The sequence below is a fragment of the Pseudomonas caricapapayae genome (assembly GCF_001400735.1).
GTDB lineage: Bacteria > Pseudomonadota > Gammaproteobacteria > Pseudomonadales > Pseudomonadaceae > Aquipseudomonas > Aquipseudomonas caricapapayae.
This window is the reverse complement of sequence record NZ_LJPW01000083.1, coordinates 28,474-45,551: the sequence shown is the minus strand read 5'-3', so window position 1 is coordinate 45,551 and position 17,078 is coordinate 28,474. Positions and strand designations below refer to the sequence as shown.

Genomic DNA, 17,078 nt, shown 5'->3' with positions numbered 1-17,078 from the left:
TCAACGCCAAGCTGGCATTTACCTGCGTACACGAGAAAATCCTGGCCCCTTCGGCAGAGACGGACGTGCTGTTTCAGTACGCACGCTGGTTGCAGAAAAACAATCAGATTCAGCAGGATGAAACGGTCGATATCGAGATCGGAAGACTGTACCGCATCGCGGCAGAAAACAACCACTACAAGGCCAACGTAAACCTGCAAAACGGCGCAATGCGCGGCCAGTTCAAGCTCACTGGGGGGGAGAGATTGCGTCTTAGCCAACAGTTGATAGATGCACATGTGGCTTCGGGATACTAAATGGTCGCCATCTACCTTCAGAAGGGTGCGGCAGGGCTGCAACAAGATGAAAATATGTCACTGCGCTACTTCCGTAAGGCAGCAGATGAAGGAAACGCACAAGCCCAAACCTATATAGCCGACAAGCTTGCACCATTTGGAATTGCTCCAGATATCGCAAGGCAAATGAGACGGTGCGCGGCTGAGCAGGGCAACAGCGATGCGGCAGTTGCCTTGGGTTTTGACCTAAAGACGGATAAAAAATATCAAGAAGCACTTGAGGCATTCCAGCGCGGTGTTGCATCAGGTAGTGAAACTGCAGCTTCTTTTTTAGGTAAAATATTTCGTAATCCTAAGCCCGATGATCGTATGTACTATATGGATCAAAAAGAAGACCTTCAACGCGCTGAGCGCTATAAGCAAATCAGCAAAATATTGAATAGATTATCCTACGCCAACCCAAGCGTCCCAGAAATCAACGAAATCGTCCCCCTGCCCCCAGCCAAACTCCCCGCATGGGATGGCAAGCTGAAATGGGTTGAAGAGCGTGAAGCCAACGTACCTCCGCCCAAGCCTTCTGAAGCACTGATCGAGCAACTGGCCAAGGCCATGGTCCTTGACCCCAAAACAGGCAAGCCGTTGCCAGGCTCTCCGGTATACAGTAAGGAAGACTGATCACAGATCCATGTGCCAAGCAGAAATTTATATGTGTCGACAGTGATCGGCACATGCAAATCTCTTCCCAAACTCAAACCCGACGCGCGCTCGTTGAACCTTATTATCACGACTCTAATATGACGGACCATAACTGATGCGCTTGACTTTGTTGCTTTCCAGCCTGCTGTTGGCCGCCTGCAGCTCCGGCAATGCCCTTACCTCACGGACGAAGGACGCGCCCCTGAGTCAGCTAAACGAAATCAACGCCAAGCTGGCATTTACCTGCATACACGAGAAAATCCCGGCCTCTTCGGCAGAAACGGATGTGCTGTTCAACTACGCCCGCTGGTTGCAGAAAAACAATCAGATCCCGCAGGACGAAGCGGTCGACGTCGAAATTGGCAGACTGTATCGCATAGCCGCAGAAAACAATCACTACAAGGCCAACGTCAACCTGCAGAACGGTGCCATGCGCGGCCAGTTCAAACTCGCGGGAGCGGAAAGACTGCGCCTTAGCCAGCAGTTAATAGATGCACATGTGGCTTCGGGATACTACATGGTCGCCATCTACCTTCAGAAGGGTGCGGCTGGGCTGCAACAAGATGAAAATATGTCACTGCGCTACTTCCGTAAGGCAGCAGATGAAGGAAGCGCGCAAGCGCAAGCCTATGTTGCCGAAAAGCTCGCGCCCATTGATATTGCACCGGACGTAGCACGTCAGATGCGCAGCTGTGCGGCCTCGCAAGGCAATGGTGATGCAGCCTTGGCGTTAGGAGTTAATCTATCAACTGCAAAACAGTATCAAGCAGCTCTTGAAGCTTTCCAACTTGGAGCTGCAGCAGGTAATGAGACCGCCGCATCTTTTTTGGATAGCGGTTTCCGCGGCCCAAAACCGGATGATCGCTTATATTACTTAGGCCAAAAAGAAGACCTTGAGCGTGCGGAGCGCTATAAGCAGATTAGCAAGATATTGAATAGATTGTCCTACGCCAATCCGAAGGTCCCAGAAATCAACGAAATCGTTCCCCTGCCACCCGCCAAGCTTCCTGCCTGGGATGGCAAGCTGAAATGGGTTGAAGAGCGTCAAGCCAATATCCCGCCGCCCAAACCTTCCGAAGCACTGATTGAGCTACTGGCTAAGGCCATGGTTCTTGATCCTAAAACAGGTAAGCCGCTGCCGGGATCGCCCGTTTACCGCAAGAAAAACCAATAACAGTGTCCAGTTCCGAGCAGAACTTTGCATGTGCCGATATTGACCTGTGTATGCAAACCTGTATTTCCTCCCTTTGTCCGGACGCTAATCGATGCATTCTAAAACCCTGAAACACCCTGCGCCCCATCACCTTTTTCCAACACAGACAGTCAAGGCTAATCCGTCACAACACATTTAAATCACAGAGTGCATCAAAAAATCTTTTGAAGGCCGATCCGGGGCTAACAATTTTGCATTCAATGAAAGGAAGCTAAAATGAAACCAATGAATATATCGAAGTTCGTAACCGGGAGTGCAATAGCGTTTATGCTGACGAGTTGTTCCGGACAGCGATCCACCGAGGAAATCAAACCTTTTGTGATTTGCAAAGAGAGGATTGAAGGTCATTTCAATAAGCAAGGTGATGTAGAGGAAACGCCCGGACCGGTTGGACGCTGCTCAACGAATCTGCGCAAAATTTCTACCCATTACGTGGCGAAGGATGGAAAAATTTATTGGATGAGGCAAGAACACTCCAGAAATACACACTGTATCTCAGGAACTGGAGATGCATCGGCATTAATATATAATCTATCACCTGCCTGTCTATTTTCAAGACCAGGGCAGTACGATGCGATAGAAGATAGATGGCTTAAATTAGTTACTCAGGACTCAACCGCCTTTCAGTCTTTGGAGGATACCAGCGAGCCCTTAACTTATTGGAAAAAAGATCAGTATTCACACTATGCAAAAGATGCAAACCATGTTTATTACAAACATGCCAAAATAGAAGGTGCAAAACCCGAACTATTTGCAGTTTTTTTCTCATTCGGCACCGATGATAACTGGCGCAAGTATGAATTTTCAAAAAGTGAAGACGAGATATTTGTAGGCGGAAAGCCGATTGGCAAAATCGATTTGAATCAGTTTACTCCTCTTAAACCGGTGAGATGCCCAGAACATGGGCTCAAAGCGTGCGCCTACGTTCCTGACATGGAAAGCTTTTTCACTGCCGGAAACTAGGGAAGCGGGATACTGGGAAAACTCGGAAATGATTTGATTTTCTTACGGGAGCACGGGGCCGATTACTTTCAAGGTATGGCATCGCCCGATATGTTTATGTTTGTAACAACAAAAAAAGTCTACTTATATACTCATGGAACATTTTATGAGCTGGCAGCGGGCTCACCGTCATCAACCAGAGTACTCGTGCCTATGGATGTTGACTATTATGAAAACAATAAATAATCGCAGGCCTCCAAGCCCTCCCCCAGAGCACCCGCAAACTCATCATTTGAATAATCCAAAGGATCATGCTGTCATTGCCCCCAACAACACCCCCGATTTTGCGCGCCCAGCCGGACACGCCGGACGTGCAAACAGCCCCGTTTTCCCAGAGACATTCAGGCATGGATAGCAAAGAAGCGACAGTCAGGATGTCGGTGCGGCCTCTTGGCGACGGCGCTGGTCATGGTCTGGCTGGCATTGCGGCAACCACGGCGCTGGTGCTGGAGACCAATAATCTGCGTGGTGGCAGTGATGCCGTGCAGGCATTGAGCAGCCTCAAACGGCTGGTTGCCCGGTATGCGCAGCAGAGTGTTTCGCCCCTCTCGCTGGCGCAGTGGGTCATCACCCATGACGGCATTGATCTGCAGGCGCGTCAGGCGTTGTGTGAGCTGGCCGGGCGCACGCTGGACTTTATCGAGATCGACGCCCTCACCGGCTATTACGATGCGAAGAATGTCGGCTTCAATTGTGTCGATCAAACGCGCTGCCAGTACGTGGTATTTGCCGATGCCGATTGCCTGCCTTGCGCCGACTGGCTGGAACAGTTACTCGTGCCCTTTGATCAGGCCGACGCGCCCGTGGCGGTCGCCGGGCGTACCAGCTATGCGCCAAGTGTGGCGGGGAGCGCGCTGACTGCCATTGATTTCATGTATTTCCCCAGCCCGTTGCGCAGCGGTGCAACGCGCAATTTCTATGCAAACAATGTGGCGTTTCGCTGTGATGCTTTCGAGCAGCATCGCTACGAGCCCCTTGATGGCGTTTATCGGGCGCACTGCCAGGTGATGGGGCTGCGCATGCAGGCTCAAGGCGTGGCGGTGGTTTATGCGCCGCTGGCGCACACTGAACATCGCTTGCCTGACAGCCGGGGCGAAGTCGTGAAGCTGCGTTGGTTACGCGGCGGTGACAGTGTCGATCTCACGCCGTATCTGGTGCGCGCCTATATGCCGGGCTGGCTGCAATGGCTGGCGCGCAGCGGTCCCATCGGGCCTTTGTGTGTGATGGTCGGCCGTATGGGTTACAGCTTGCGCGCACTCAATCATCAGGACCTGCCGACTCTGCGCGGGTTTCGCCGCCTGAGCGCGATGGCTTTTGTGGTGGGTGTGTCGCTGATGGACACCGCAGGTGCTGTCATACGCGGCTGTGGCCTGTCGTTTGGTCGCGCCAGCGCGCGTCACAGCGAAGCGCTCTCTTATCACCGAAATCTGGATTGACCCGCGCACTATCCCATCGTCGCACGCAGGATGCGTGCTCACAGGAAGTCAGTATGAAACCGTTATCGATCACCTCACTTGGCTGCTACATGCTGTGCCTGGCATTACTGGGGCTGAATGTTCAGGCTCAGGCCGCGCCTGCCGATTTCAAAGGCCGCGGCGTGTTTCACTTCGCTTCGCAAAGCGGCTGCGCAACGACTGCCAGCAGCGCGGACGCTGATTGCAATCGCATCGCTCTGGACGTGGCGGATGCCCAGGCCAGCGTGGACTCGCAAACCCACACCATCGTGTTTACCTCTGACGCAAGCCATGACAGCACAACCGTTATAGGCGACGTGTTGCTGCACGGCAGTGGTCTGGCCGACGATGGCCAGCGTGTACCGCTGAGCCTGCATGTATTGCTGCGCCGCTCAGGCAAGGTGTGGTCCCCCGATACCTATGTGCACGCCCCGGTGCGTGGCAAGTTTCGTGAGATAAAACTCGACCCTTACCAGATCAGCGTTCGCGAAGGGACAGGAGAGCGAGTGCTGTTCACAGCCGAGCAGGCGCGCAATGTGCTGGCGCAACCGTCACTTGCGGCAAGAGTGGCCAGCTACTTCGTCGAGGTTCACCCAAGCGACGCGAAAAAGCCTGATGCCAACGACATCACCATTGCGCTGGGCGTCGGAAAAGTATCGAAGTCTTTGCTGCGTGCCAGCTTCACCTCGGACCAGCCGGGCACTGCCGAGCTGGGTTCGCTACTGGAAACCGGCACCTGGAATGTCAAATTGCGGGCCTTGAGCGGGCAGATTCCGGTGTGGGTGGTCCAGCGCCAACTGTTTGTGTTTGGCCTGGAAGACAGCCCGTTGCTTACCGACGTGCGCAAACGCGGCTTCAACAAGCTCGATACTCTGGAAATGGGCGCGGTCAACGGCAAGGGTTATCTGCGTTACAACGGCGCTGAAGAAAGCTTCCCGGCCGCAGCGGCCTCAGGCTCGGCCTTTTTACGCGACAGCTTCATCGGCCTGATCCTGGCTTGGCACCGTAGCCCGCAGCCTGTGCAATGAGCGTGATCGAACACAGCGCCAGCGAGCCCGATTTCAGTTGCCTGGCCACGCCCGAGGCGCGTGGCCTTGGTGCGTTGCAAGCGCGCCTGGTGGACCGGATCAAACGCGCGGCACTCAAACGCCTGCACCGCAGCCCACACGGTGAACGCATGCTGCTGCGCATGTACCTGGCCGGCGAGGACGCTACTGAGCGCGCATTACTTGACGAGTTGATGCCGCAATCGCCGCCTTGGCTCGAACGGCAGGTCGAACAGCACCTGGCCGATGAGCGTCGCCACGTGGTGCTGTTCACTGAGGCCTTGCACGCGATGGGCGATGACGGATCAAAGCGCCTGGCACCGGACTGGCTCAGTCGGCACAAAATTCGTCGCTGGCAACAGCTTGCCCGGCGGTATTCAGCGAATTTCGAGCAGGGCCTGCTGGTGCCCGCCTATGCTACCGGGCTCTGCGCAGAGCAGATGGCCCAGCGTGTGCTGGGCCGTCACTGCGCAGTCATCGGCACGGCACACAGTTTCTACCCGTTGCTGTCGAAAGTGCTGGCCGACGAGAAAGCCCACGTGCGCCTGTGCGAGAACACCTTGCGGCGTATCGTGGCGCCCCATGAATGGGTGCATCTGGCGCGGTTATTGAAGGATATTCGCACTGTAGAATCCGGCTTTGGCGTGACTAGCGCTGTGGCGATGTATGTGGCCGGCTGGGTGTTTGGCGGGCTGCGCAAAGCGGGCGGCAGCGCCCGATGAGCGCACGCATTCTTTATCTTGCGACTGCCGATGCACGCGGCCACCTGATGCGCGCGCAATTGCTGGTGCACGCCCTGCGCAAGGCTGGAGCCGAGGTTGATGTGATGACTACCTCGGAGCAAGGGCAGCGTTTTCTGCAGCGTTTCGGAATTGAGGCAGGGATTCTCTCGCTGCACTATGCCGTGCAGTTCGATAGCGAACAAAACATGCTGCGCAAGGCCACCAACCGCAATGTCGCGCACTACCTGTTTCGCCCCGGGCGCATGCTGCGTGATATCAGGCGGCTGCAACGTCGCCTGCGCGATGTCGATCTGGTGATCAACGATTCCTTTCACCCCGCGCTGCTATACATGGGCATGCTGCCCGGCTGGCGGCGCAAGGTGGTGCATGTGTATGGGGCAAGCCTGAAGGTCGCGTTGATCAATAATTTCGCGGGCATGTGGCCACGTCCGTTTGCGCGCCTGTTTGGCTGGATTGTCGACCGCCAGATAAACGCAGCCAGCGCCTGCATCGAGCATGATTTTGCCTACGCCGTTGACGACGCAGACGCCCCAAAGGTGTTTCGCTTGCCAACCCCGGTAGCACTGGCTGCCATAACGCCAGACCGGATCGGCGATGGCGCAGCGGTTTACCTCAACCCTCATTTCACCGAGCCCGCCCTGGCCGATGCCTTGAGCGCGGGCCTGTCCGAGGCAGCGCTGAGCAAGCATCTGGTCGGTGAAGGCTACGCCGGACGCGATGGCTGGCTTGCCATTGACCCGGACTGGGCCAGCCGAGCTGCGCAGGCACAACTGATCGTCTCAGCACCGGGCATGGCCGCGCTGTCGATCGCGCTGGTTTATCAACGGCCGATCATCCTTGTCGTCAGCGATCAGCCCGAACAAACCACCAATGCAGCACGTGCTGCGCAGTTGCAGCTGTTGCACCGCGTGGTGACCTGGCGGAGCGATGCCGCTGAATTTCAGCATCAGGTGGCCGATGCGGCCAGGCAACTGTGTGCGCTCTCCACACCCGACCCTTCCGGCGCGGCAGGTCAGGCGCGCGCCCAGGCGCGAATCGACGCCTGGGTCAGCCGTTTGCTCAGCTTGTGAATTCAATGCCTATGCCATCGACCAGCGAACAGCCATGAGTCAGCCAGTGCAGCGTTGCCAACCCGACTACCGTCAGGCGCTGATCGCGTTGCTGGGGCTGCTGCTCGGCCTGGGCGTTTTCATCTGTCTGGAACGCGCCGTCACCCCGCGCTACAACTGGGTCACGCCGCTGGATGAGTTGATCCCGTTCACCGCGTATTCATGGTGGGTGTACGTGCTATTTTTCCCGTTTGTGCTATTGGCAGCCGGGTACGCCAGCGTCGAGCGTTTCAAGGCGTTCAGAACGGCAACCGGGATCGCGTTTGGCGTGGCCTTGCTATGCTTTTGGCTGTTCCCCGAGTTCATACCCCGGCCTGATACCGGGTTGATCCAGAATGCGTTTCTACAACAACGCCTGAGCCGGCTTTGGCAACTGGACCTGGCGTCCAACGGTTGCCCCAGCCTGCACGTGGCCGTTACCTGCCTGGCCTGCCGAGCACTTTGGGGTCAACCTTACAGAGCGTTGATCGGCATGACCGGGCTGCTGATCTGCCTGTCGACCCTGACGTTGAAGCAACACACGCTGATAGATGTCGCAGGGGGTGTGCTGCTTGCGCTGGCGTGTACCCTGGCCACCCGACAAGGAAACAACGCCCGTGTCCAAGCCTGAATCACGCGCAGGCAATAACCTCGCGCTGAAAGCGTTTACGCCTGCCGCCGAGTTGTACGTGCTCAAACCCTGGATCAGCCTGCTATCGCTATTGGCCGACTGGGGCCTGATCGTGCTAGCGTTCACGTGCGCCGCTCTCTGGCCATACCCCGCAACCTATCTGTTTGCAGCCCTGCTCATCGCACGCAGCCAGTTGGCGCTGGCGGTGATCATGCATGAGAGCGCCCACGGCGTATTGTTGCCTCGGCAGAAACCTAATGATGTAGTCGGCCAACTGGCTGCGGCAGGCCCGCTGTTTATATCGATGCAGACCTACCGCGCCGGACACCTGAAGCATCACCTGAATCCCATGCAGCACGATGACCCGGTAGTCGCGGTGTTCGGTCTGGGGGATTACCCACAACCAAAAGGCAAGCTGGCCACTCGATTACTGGCTGATTTGTGTGGAGTGGGATATTTCATCAGCGCATTCAGATTTGCCCGTGGGGACTATCGCGCAATCATGCCCAAGGTCGAGAAATCCCCTCGGCAGGCGGCGTGGGAAGTGCTTTCAATGCTGATTAGCAACGGGCTTTTGTTTGGCCTGCTGGCCTGGTCGGGGCATCCGCTGCTGTATCTGGGGCTATGGCTTCTGCCTGCAGTCACCTTGCTGCCGCTGATGGGGCGGATCCGGGCGATCATGGAGCACGCCGGCCTGCCCGCCTGCGCTGACCAGAGCCAGAACGCGCGCAGTATCGTACGCCCCAACTGGCAGACCTTTGTGTTCGGCCCGCATGCCATTCACTATCACATCGAACACCATCTCTACGTGCGCATGCCGTTCTATCACTTGCAGAGCGCGCATCGACAACTGGTGGCCCAGAAATTGGTGCCTGACGAAAATCTTTATAAAGGCTACGGCGCAGTCTTGCGCGATGTCAGCCTGACGACGCCGAAATCACCGACTGATAGAGGCATCTCGTAGCGCATCAACTCATCCAGCACCTCAGTCGGTCGCAAGCTGCGGCAAATACGACTTGTCGCTGAACTGGCGCGATCAACCTCGCCTCGCCAACTGCACCCACACAGCCCAAAGACTCCGTCGGTGCAGTCTGTTCATGCTTTCACATCAGCCGTTCAGTTTCGGCGGTCGATGATGTAGAGCATTTTGCCTCGCTCCGAGACGGCGTAGTCTCTGGCATCCTTGCGCAGGACCGAAACGCTGCCCTGGTCTTTCTGATACGCCTCGTTGATGTCCGGGATATCGGCGATGGCTGTTTCAATTCGGGTGCGTTCGCCTTCATCGACTTCCGAGGCTTGAACGAAAACGGTCACCAGTTCCTTGCGTGCTTCGGTCACTGACAAGTGGACCTGTATTTCCAGGGAGCGGCCCAGTGTCTGTTTGATCGCCTGCTGGATGATGCCCAGACCGATGAGGTTGCCCATGAAGTTGAAGCTCATGTCCTCTCGCTGGATGTCGGTCAGGTAGAGCTTGTCGCCCTTCATCGAAAGGGTAGCGGTGTCTCCCAGGCGATACCTGAGCAGCGGTGTGAAGTTCTCGCGGGTCAGCGAGGTGATGAGGATGCTGTCGCCTTCTTTTTCGATGAAGTACTTGTCGGACAGAAACTCGTATTCGGTGTGGCAAGGGCTGTTGGTGAAACCCAGAATGCCGCCCTCGGAACTGCCATACACACCGACGATGGAAACCTGTTCGCCAAAGGCTTCCCTGATGATTTTCTTCTGGAAGGTTTTCAGGCCCTCGCCATTGAAGACGACCTTTTCGATGTCGATGTGCACGCCGTGCTGTTGCATGGCATCGATGAACTGCAGGATGGTCGATGGCACGCCAAGCAGCACGTTGAGCTTGATCGAGTTGAGTGCCTCGAAGTGACTCTTGGTCAGCAGGGTGATATCACCCACCGACACTACATGCGCACCGCAGTTGCCGGCCATCATGGTGGTGATGTTGTTGAGGGCAGAAAACAGGTTGATGGTGAACAGGTTGGCGCAGCGATCACCGGGTTGAATAAAGCCGTTGCTGCGGAAGACGTTGGAGCGTGAGCTGTCTTCATCGACTTCGCAGTCGTAGTAGTAATAACAGCGTTTGAGGTTGCCACTGGTACCGCTGGTAAAGCCGATCAGGCAGTTTCGCTCGTTGCGTTCCAGACAGCGTTCGGTCTGCGCCGTAAAGCCTTCCTTGTCCATGATCGGTACATGTGTTCTGAAGTCCTGGTAGGTGAAACCTTCAAAGTCATTGTTCTGGTGGGTTTTAGCGGCAGTATTGGAAATTCTGCTCCATTCCTTTTCTACATCGTAGGCAGTCATGAGAGTCCTCTATAGTCCATTTTTTGATTATCTGTACGACCTGCTTTCCCCCTCGGCGGCGAAGGGTGGGCAAAGCGTGGGCTATGAGTTACCCCGATGGCGGGATCGGTTCCCTATGGAGTTGGCCTTGTTGCTCGATATCTTTTTCATGAGCAGATGGGCTACCCAGCAGGCACAAAAGGCCACTACTGTGTTGCCCAGCAGTTGCCCGAGCATCACCCCGACGCTGCCAAATGCCTGTGCGCCGTACCACACGAACGGTACGGTTCCCAGGCTAGCGCGTAGCCAGCCGAACAGCGTTACGTACATCGGCCTTCCTACGCTGAGAAAGATGGAGGTGGCGATGAACTGGAGTCCTATCAGGGTCCAGAGCAGGCCGCCCCAGCGACAGAATGCGGAAAACACCAGCACACCTTCGCCGGTAACATGAAACAGTCTGGCCAACGGCTCAGCCAACAGAATCAGTAGCAGCGAGGTGGCTGCGCCGTAGCAGATCAACAACCCGTAAGTGGTTTTCACAGCTTGCGATACGCGGGCTGTGTTCATTGCGCCGAGGTTTTGCCCCAATATCGGGATCAGCGCGCCGGGCAAGGCAAACACCACACAAAACGCTACCTGAATGACCCTGTCGATCACCCCGATAGCCGCCAGTGCCTGAGACCCGAATGGCGCCATCGCAGCCATTACGTAGGCCATACCCACCGGCGTCGCCAGGTTGCCGACGACCGCCGGCGTGGCTGTTCGGCCGATGTTGCTGATGTCACAAGACAGGTGCGTCAGGCTGATTCGACAGGTCAGGCGGGCGACTCGGTGGACGTAGTAAAACCCCAGACAGGCCGATACCAGGCTCGATATCAGGTAGGCGATGCCGGCACCCACCAGGCCCAGATCGAACACCACAATAAGCAGCGGATCTGCGATGGCAACGGCGGCAGTCGCCGTCAGCAGGGTCCACATCGCCTGTTTGCCGAAGCCTGCGCTGCGCAGGATCTGCACGCATAGCTGCTCGACAGCGACCAGCACCGAAGCCGGAAGGGCTAGCCACAGATACTCACGCGTCGCTGCGAAACTGCTGCCCTCTGCGCCCAGCATGTGGATGGCTTGATCGAGAACCACCAGCTCAAGCGCAGCGCCACAAATGGTAGCCATGATGCCAAGCAGCAAACCACTGCTGGCGAGGCGTCTGGCTTGATCCGGCACGCCACTGCCCAAGGCTCTCGACACAGTTGAAGAGACCGCCACGGCGATACCAAGGATCATCGAAATGAGGAAGAACAGCAGGGTCTTGGCCACCGCGAACGCAGCCAGCAAACTGTCGTCACGCAGCATCGCGATATAGACCACGGTCAGCACTTCGATCAGAAAAATCGACAACAGGCTGGTCGCACTGGTGCTGGTCATGAACACAACATGCCGCAACACCGAGCCTTCGGTGAAGACTGCTTTGGTAACCGCCATTGACCCTTCTCTTCCAGTTGAGCGCCGTTGTTGATTTCAAATGAGCAACGGCAATGCATCAACCCGGCTCTTGAGCGCTCACTGAGTGACCGAAACGAAGTTGCAGTTCCAGAACGCGTGCGGACAAAGGCACCGTACAACGAAAAGCGCCCCGAAGGACGCTTTGATTGATGCTGTTGGAGACGCATGGTGTGCGGTCAAAGCACACTCAACGGATACTCCACGATTACCCTCACCTCATCCAGATCAGACTCGAACGCCGTGGCCCGGGTCGTCGCCTGGCGCACGCGCAGCGACAGGTCTTTCAACGAGCCAGTCTGCACAATGTATTTCGCTTCGATATCGCGCTCCCAGCGTTTCTGGTCGGTCAGCGGGTTGCCTTGTGCGTCGCGGCGCATGTAGGTGTTGTTGGCGTTGGAGTAGTCGGCGTCGGTGCCTTTGCCGTAGCGGGTCATGAATGACAGGCCGGGCACGCCGAAGGTGGACATGTCGAGGTTGTAGGTGACCATCCAGGAGCGCTCCCTGGGTGAGTTGAAGTCGCTGTACTGGATGGAGTTGGCCAGGTAGATGGAGTCGGACTGCCTGAGGTAGTCGAAATCGTCATCGCCTTCGTTGCGCTGGTGCGAGAGCGACAGGGTGTGTGCACCGTATTGCAGGGCGACTTTTGCGCTCCAGATGTCGTTGTCGAATTCGCCGAGCAGTTTTTTCCTTCGTCGGTGGCGTTGTAATAGTTCAGGCTGCCGGTCAGTGCCAGATCGTCCGAGAGCGGCAGTACATAGGCAGCAGAGGCGTATTTCTGATCCCAGGCGTCTTTGAGTCGGCTGGTGTAGAGGCTCAGGCTCAGCGCGTCGGTAGCCTGGTAGTCGCCGCCAAAGTAGGCGACCCAGGGCGAGTCGACCGCGCCGCCGTAGAAGGTAACGAAACCGTCGCGCAGGTTGCTGGAGACGGGCTGGCTCATGGCGTGCAGGCGACCGCCTTGCAGGGTCAGGCCGCTGATGCTGTTGTTGATTGCTGTGACGCCGCGAAAGCTTTCAGGCAGCAGGCGAGAGTCGCCGAAGGCGACTACCGGTGTGGACGGAAAGACATCGCCCACGTTCACCACGGTGTCGAAGGCTCTGGCTTTCAGCGAGCCGCCCACCTTGGTGTACTCGTCCCGGGCATTGCCCTCCCCGTCGACCGGCAGCACGTCAAACGCGCTGCGTCCGCCGTTTCGCCCGTCACCGGTGTCGAGCTTGATGCCGATCATGGCAAAGGCATCGACGCCAACGCCGAACGTACCTTGAGTGAAACCGGACTGGAATTGCCCGATAATACCCTGCGCCCACGCTTCGGAGTAACCACTGCCGGTGGGGCTGAACTCGCCGTTACGGTGGTCGCGGTTCATGTAGAAGTTGCGGTTGAGTACGGTCAGCGTACTGCCTTCAATGAAGCCTTCTTTTTGCTCTTCGGCAATTACTGCAACCGGTGCTACACCCGTAAGTGTCGAGCACAGGGCCAGGGACAGTGTTCTGAGTTGATTCATGTGCGCTCCGTCTAATCGGCAGATTGTTTTAAACGTGTCGACCTGGCTCTTTTTATAGGTACGAGAGCTGCCAGCGGGGCACCATCTTGAAGGGGCGAAGATAACGTCGAGGTGACGGCAGGATTACAAATATGAAAGGAAGCGCGCGACAGCGTTGTCTTTGCTTTATAAAAATAAAATACGCTTTGACCGATGCACCCGACATTCTCTTGCCAGGAATAAAAAAAGCGCCCCGGAGGACGCTTAAAGATTCGCCCCGACCAAAGGAGCAGGGAGCTGCTACAAAGGGCGAATGGAGGTGCAACGGGTCAACCATCAACGGCTTCAGCCTTCGGACTTGGTCGACCGCTCGGCCTTGGCGTTGTCGTCTGAATTGACGTACCGCTCGGCTTTGTTGCTGCTGTTCTGTTCCTTGAAGCGCAATTCCTGTGCAAGACGCATCTTGTCGGCAGCAGGGCTTGCGAACTCGTTACCGTCGTCGGCGAAGGCTGCAGTGGCAGACAAGGCAGCTACGGCGAAGACCATCGACTTGATCAGTTTCATCATCATTACCTCTTGGGTGTGTAGGAGTTCCTGAGAGCGCTGTGCTCGCCAGGGATGAAACAAGCTTACGTGCGCAGAGCTAACAGGAAGGTGAGCGGACAATGACAATACTGTTAGAAAGCTGACATCTGCGAGATGACCGATTTGTAATGTTTCAGCCACGTTCCGGTTAACGGGCACTTGTTAAGGTCGAGTCAACTTCCAACGGAGACAAAAGAAAATGCGCACCGCTAAATCGTTATTACTGGCTCTGGCTATACTTTCGCCGCTCAGCGCTTATGCTTACAGCCCTGATGAAGTCAAAGCCACTACGGTCATCAAAGAACACCAGGCCAGCGTGCAAAAGTATGCCGCCACCCACAATAAGCCGATGCCTGAGATCAAGGAGTACACGTACGGAATGAAGCTGGACGTCGCCAAGGTGATTCGCAAATCTCCGGATCTGCAAACCTGCAGCGTGATGCCGAAACTGATGACCTACGAGGACTCCAAAGGCAAGCTGAACACCGTGCAGTACCAAATCCTGAGCGGGTGCAGAAACAGCCAATGATTCTGAACCTGCCAGGGAGGCCACCCACCGTTAAATCCCCCGTCAGCCCGGACCGTTATCCGGGCTGACTTTTTTGCGTCTGCAACGCGCCGCGTGTTCCCCGCTTTCAAGCTTTTCTAGTGCGCCGATTCCGTACTTTTTGCAACATCACCGCATCTGCGTGGTCAACGCAAACCCCACTGTGGCGTGTCGCGATGTGTCTGGAGGTAGATCCGGTCCATCCAACACAGGCTCGGTTACGGTGATCGAGACACTGCACTTACGGATTCTGGAATGACGGATGCTTGAACTTGCTGCTGGTTTTATCTGCCTCACGGCGCTGCTGACCTATGTGAATTATCGTTTTATCGGTCTGCCTCCCACCATTGGCGTGATGGTCACGGCGCTGATGTTCTCGTTGCTTCTGCAAGGCCTGAGCTTTCTGGGCTTTCCCGGCCTGGAAGACCGCGTGCAGCAGTTGATCGGTCAGATCGACTTCGGCGATCTGCTGATGAACTGGATGCTGTCCTTCCTGCTGTTCGCCGGTGCTCTGCACGTCAACCTTGCCGACCTGAAAAGCTACCGCTGGCCCATCGGCCTGCTGGCAACCTTCGGTGTGTTGATTGCCACCACCGTGATCGGCGCGCTGGCCTACTGGATCTTTGCGCTGTTTGGCTGGCACGTCAGCCCGTTGTACTGCCTGCTGTTTGGTGCGCTGATCTCGCCCACCGACCCGATTGCGGTGCTCGGCGTGTTGCGTACCGCCAATGCCTCCAAGCCCCTCAAGACCACGATTGTCGGCGAAAGCCTTTTCAACGACGGCACCGCAGTGGTGGTGTTCACTGTTCTGCTGGGTATCGCGCAGTTGGGCGAGACGCCGACGGTGGGCGAAACCGCTCTGCTGTTCGTTCACGAAGCCGTGGGCGGTGTGCTGTTCGGTGGCCTGATCGGTTACGCCGTGTACCTGATGATCAAGAGCATCGAGCAGTATCAGATCGAGGTGATGCTCACACTGGCGCTGGTGATCGGCGGCTCGGCGATGGCGTCTGAGCTGCACGTATCCGGCCCGATTGCGATGGTCGTGGCTGGGCTGATCATCGGCAACCTGGGGCGCAATCTGGCGATGAACGACATGACCCGTCGTTACATGGATGGCTTCTGGGAGCTGCTGGATGACATGCTCAACGCGCTGCTGTTCGCGCTGATCGGCATGGAGCTGTTGCTGCTGCCATTCTCATGGCAACACCTGATTGCAGCCAGCCTGCTGGCCGTGGCGATTCTGCTGTCGCGCTTTGTCACCGTGGCCCCGGCCATTCTGCTGTTGCGACGCTGGCGCAAGGTGCCGCACGGCACAATCCGCATCCTGACCTGGGGTGGTTTGCGCGGCGGCGTCTCGGTTGCACTGGCACTGGCCTTGCCGAACGGGCCGGAGCGCGACCTGCTACTGAGCATCACCTACATCGTGGTATTGCTGTCGATCCTTTTGCAGGGCCTGACCATCGGCAAGCTGGTGCATGCCGTGACACGCGCCCCGCAAGCGCAAGACCCGGCACAACACTGATCAGACACTTGCAGCGGCGCGCCGGTATTCACTGGGCGTCTGCTGCATCTCTACGCGGAAATGCCGGTTGAAGTTGGACAGGTTGGCGTAGCCGACTTCAAAGCAGATGTCCGACACCGACATCTCGCTTTGCAACAGCAACCGGCACGCACGCTGGACCCGCAGTTTGCGCATCAGATCAATGAAGCAGTGTCCGGTGGTGCGTTTGAAAAAGCGTGAAAAGCCCGGATCGCTCATGTCCAGTCGCCGGGCAATCACTGACAGCCGGATATCACTGGTCAGCTCGGTCAACAGATAGTCGAACGCCTTGTTGATCCGTTCGGAGCTGCGCGCATCCAGCGTCGGGGCGTAACAGGCACTGGCCAGCAGATGAACGTTCTGCGCGGGCGCTTTCATCAGAGTGTCGAGCAATTGCAGAAACAGAATCAGGCGCTCCAGGCCCTGTGCCGGGCCTATGCCCTCCAGCAGTTGCGCCGCATGAAGTGCTGTTTCCCCACTGAACTGCAGACCGCGACGCGCCTGCTCGAACAGACGCTGCAAGTCGCCCAGTTCCGGCAACGTGCCGCGCAGTGCAAGCAAGGCCGCGCCGTCGAACTGCAGCACCACATCACGCCCGGCCAAGTGCTCGCCGGGGGCCAGATCGCCAATCCAGTCGTGGGGCAGATCGGGACCGATCAGGGCGACATGGCCTGCACCAAACTCGCCAATATAATCACCGGCCACCAGCTTGCCGCTGCCCTGGCGGATCAGATGGATTTCAAATTCAGGATGGTGGTTCCAGCGCGCCAACGCGCACGGATAGTCATGCTCGTACCAGCGAAAGCAGTGATCGGGCTGCGGCAGAATGACTTCAAGCTCGGCGGGACGCTGCTCGAACAAGGCAGCTCGACTGTCAGGCACTGGATGCCCCTTTTATCGTTATGAATGCTCTGTGGACACCCATACATACGCTGCCCTGTTCGGCGAATGCTAGCGCGCACTGAATCCGGCGCTGATACTTTTTTGTTTTCGGA

General features: G+C 56.9%; 13 protein-coding genes and 3 pseudogenes. 11 read left to right on the top strand and 5 right to left on the bottom strand.

What is annotated here, in order from left to right; translation table 11 throughout:
* The 9 genes and pseudogenes from ALO80_RS12705 to ALO80_RS12665 form a co-directional block, all read left to right on the top strand.
* Positions 1-950, top strand: a pseudogene (locus ALO80_RS12705) (SEL1-like repeat protein); the annotation flags it as partial.
* 136 nt (positions 951-1,086) lie between these two features.
* Positions 1,087-2,145, top strand: coding sequence for an SEL1-like repeat protein (locus tag ALO80_RS12700; protein ID WP_055009260.1), 1,059 nt, complete (start codon positions 1,087-1,089; stop codon positions 2,143-2,145).
* Between the two features lie 498 nt (positions 2,146-2,643).
* Positions 2,644-3,372, top strand: a pseudogene (locus ALO80_RS12695) (DKNYY domain-containing protein).
* A 188-nt stretch (positions 3,373-3,560) separates the two neighbouring features.
* A complete protein-coding gene (locus ALO80_RS12690; RefSeq protein WP_055009259.1) occupies positions 3,561-4,622 on the top strand; it encodes a glycosyltransferase in 1,062 nt (353 codons plus the stop codon).
* A 53-nt stretch (positions 4,623-4,675) separates the two neighbouring features.
* The gene (locus ALO80_RS12685) at positions 4,676-5,668 is read left to right on the top strand and encodes a hypothetical protein (protein WP_055009258.1); all 993 of its coding nucleotides are present in this window, start codon (positions 4,676-4,678) and stop codon (positions 5,666-5,668) included.
* Positions 5,665-6,408 (top strand): hypothetical protein, encoded by a 744-nt coding sequence (locus ALO80_RS12680; RefSeq protein ID WP_055009257.1) that lies wholly within the window; start codon positions 5,665-5,667, stop codon positions 6,406-6,408. The genes ALO80_RS12685 and ALO80_RS12680 overlap by 4 nt, the downstream gene beginning before the upstream one ends.
* Entirely contained in the window at positions 6,405-7,499 is a 1,095-nt protein-coding gene (locus ALO80_RS12675; RefSeq protein WP_055009256.1) for a glycosyltransferase family protein, read from the top strand. Before ALO80_RS12680 ends, ALO80_RS12675 begins: the two co-directional genes overlap by 4 nt.
* Positions 7,500-7,533: 34 nt before the next feature.
* The gene (locus ALO80_RS12670) at positions 7,534-8,148 is read left to right on the top strand and encodes a phosphatase PAP2 family protein (protein ID WP_055009255.1); all 615 of its coding nucleotides are present in this window, start codon (positions 7,534-7,536) and stop codon (positions 8,146-8,148) included.
* Positions 8,135-9,112 carry a fatty acid desaturase family protein gene (locus ALO80_RS12665; protein ID WP_055009254.1) on the top strand — a complete coding sequence of 326 codons (978 nt, stop codon included), beginning with the start codon at positions 8,135-8,137 and terminating at the stop codon, positions 9,110-9,112. The genes ALO80_RS12670 and ALO80_RS12665 overlap by 14 nt, the downstream gene beginning before the upstream one ends.
* Before the next feature lie 152 nt (positions 9,113-9,264).
* Here ALO80_RS12665 and ALO80_RS12660 read toward each other — a convergent pair whose 3' ends face one another.
* From ALO80_RS12660 to ALO80_RS31410, 4 genes and pseudogenes are all read right to left on the bottom strand, one after another.
* Positions 9,265-10,452 (bottom strand): AMP-binding protein, encoded by a 1,188-nt coding sequence (locus ALO80_RS12660; RefSeq protein WP_055009253.1) that lies wholly within the window; start codon positions 10,450-10,452, stop codon positions 9,265-9,267.
* Between the two features lie 81 nt (positions 10,453-10,533).
* A complete protein-coding gene (locus ALO80_RS12655; protein ID WP_055009252.1) occupies positions 10,534-11,910 on the bottom strand; it encodes an MATE family efflux transporter in 1,377 nt (458 codons plus the stop codon).
* A 197-nt stretch (positions 11,911-12,107) separates the two neighbouring features.
* A pseudogene (locus ALO80_RS12650) lies at positions 12,108-13,432 on the bottom strand (OprD family porin).
* Between the two features lie 324 nt (positions 13,433-13,756).
* Positions 13,757-13,981, bottom strand: coding sequence for a hypothetical protein (locus ALO80_RS31410; protein WP_054988536.1), 225 nt, complete (start codon positions 13,979-13,981; stop codon positions 13,757-13,759).
* Positions 13,982-14,195: 214 nt separating this feature from the next.
* Here ALO80_RS31410 and ALO80_RS12640 point away from each other — a divergent pair, with 214 nt between their 5' ends.
* Both ALO80_RS12640 and ALO80_RS12635 read left to right on the top strand, forming a co-directional pair.
* Positions 14,196-14,525, top strand: coding sequence for a DUF2790 domain-containing protein (locus ALO80_RS12640; RefSeq protein WP_055009251.1), 330 nt, complete (start codon positions 14,196-14,198; stop codon positions 14,523-14,525).
* A gap of 280 nt (positions 14,526-14,805) precedes the next feature.
* A complete protein-coding gene (locus ALO80_RS12635; RefSeq protein WP_055009250.1) occupies positions 14,806-16,065 on the top strand; it encodes a cation:proton antiporter in 1,260 nt (419 codons plus the stop codon).
* Here ALO80_RS12635 and ALO80_RS12630 read toward each other — a convergent pair whose 3' ends face one another.
* Positions 16,066-16,965 carry an AraC family transcriptional regulator gene (locus tag ALO80_RS12630; protein WP_055009249.1) on the bottom strand — a complete coding sequence of 300 codons (900 nt, stop codon included), beginning with the start codon at positions 16,963-16,965 and terminating at the stop codon, positions 16,066-16,068.
* Between the last annotated feature and the right edge of the window lie 113 nt (positions 16,966-17,078).

Bases quoted from the DNA above. Each gene is read 5' to 3' on its own strand.
- ALO80_RS12685 (WP_055009258.1), top strand. From the start codon at position 4,676: ATGAAACCGTTATCGATCACCTCACTTGGCTGCTACATGCTGTGCCTG.
- ALO80_RS12675 (WP_055009256.1), top strand. From the start codon at position 6,405: ATGAGCGCACGCATTCTTTATCTTGCGACTGCCGATGCACGCGGCCAC.
- ALO80_RS12670 (WP_055009255.1), top strand. From the start codon at position 7,534: ATGAGTCAGCCAGTGCAGCGTTGCCAACCCGACTACCGTCAGGCGCTG.
- ALO80_RS12690 (WP_055009259.1), top strand. From the start codon at position 3,561: ATGTCGGTGCGGCCTCTTGGCGACGGCGCTGGTCATGGTCTGGCTGGC.
- ALO80_RS12635 (WP_055009250.1), top strand. From the start codon at position 14,806: ATGCTTGAACTTGCTGCTGGTTTTATCTGCCTCACGGCGCTGCTGACC.
- ALO80_RS12700 (WP_055009260.1), top strand. From the start codon at position 1,087: ATGCGCTTGACTTTGTTGCTTTCCAGCCTGCTGTTGGCCGCCTGCAGC.
- ALO80_RS12640 (WP_055009251.1), top strand. From the start codon at position 14,196: ATGCGCACCGCTAAATCGTTATTACTGGCTCTGGCTATACTTTCGCCG.
- ALO80_RS12655 (WP_055009252.1), bottom strand. From the start codon at position 11,910: ATGGCGGTTACCAAAGCAGTCTTCACCGAAGGCTCGGTGTTGCGGCAT.
- ALO80_RS31410 (WP_054988536.1), bottom strand. From the start codon at position 13,981: ATGATGATGAAACTGATCAAGTCGATGGTCTTCGCCGTAGCTGCCTTG.
- ALO80_RS12660 (WP_055009253.1), bottom strand. From the start codon at position 10,452: ATGACTGCCTACGATGTAGAAAAGGAATGGAGCAGAATTTCCAATACT.
- ALO80_RS12680 (WP_055009257.1), top strand. From the start codon at position 5,665: ATGAGCGTGATCGAACACAGCGCCAGCGAGCCCGATTTCAGTTGCCTG.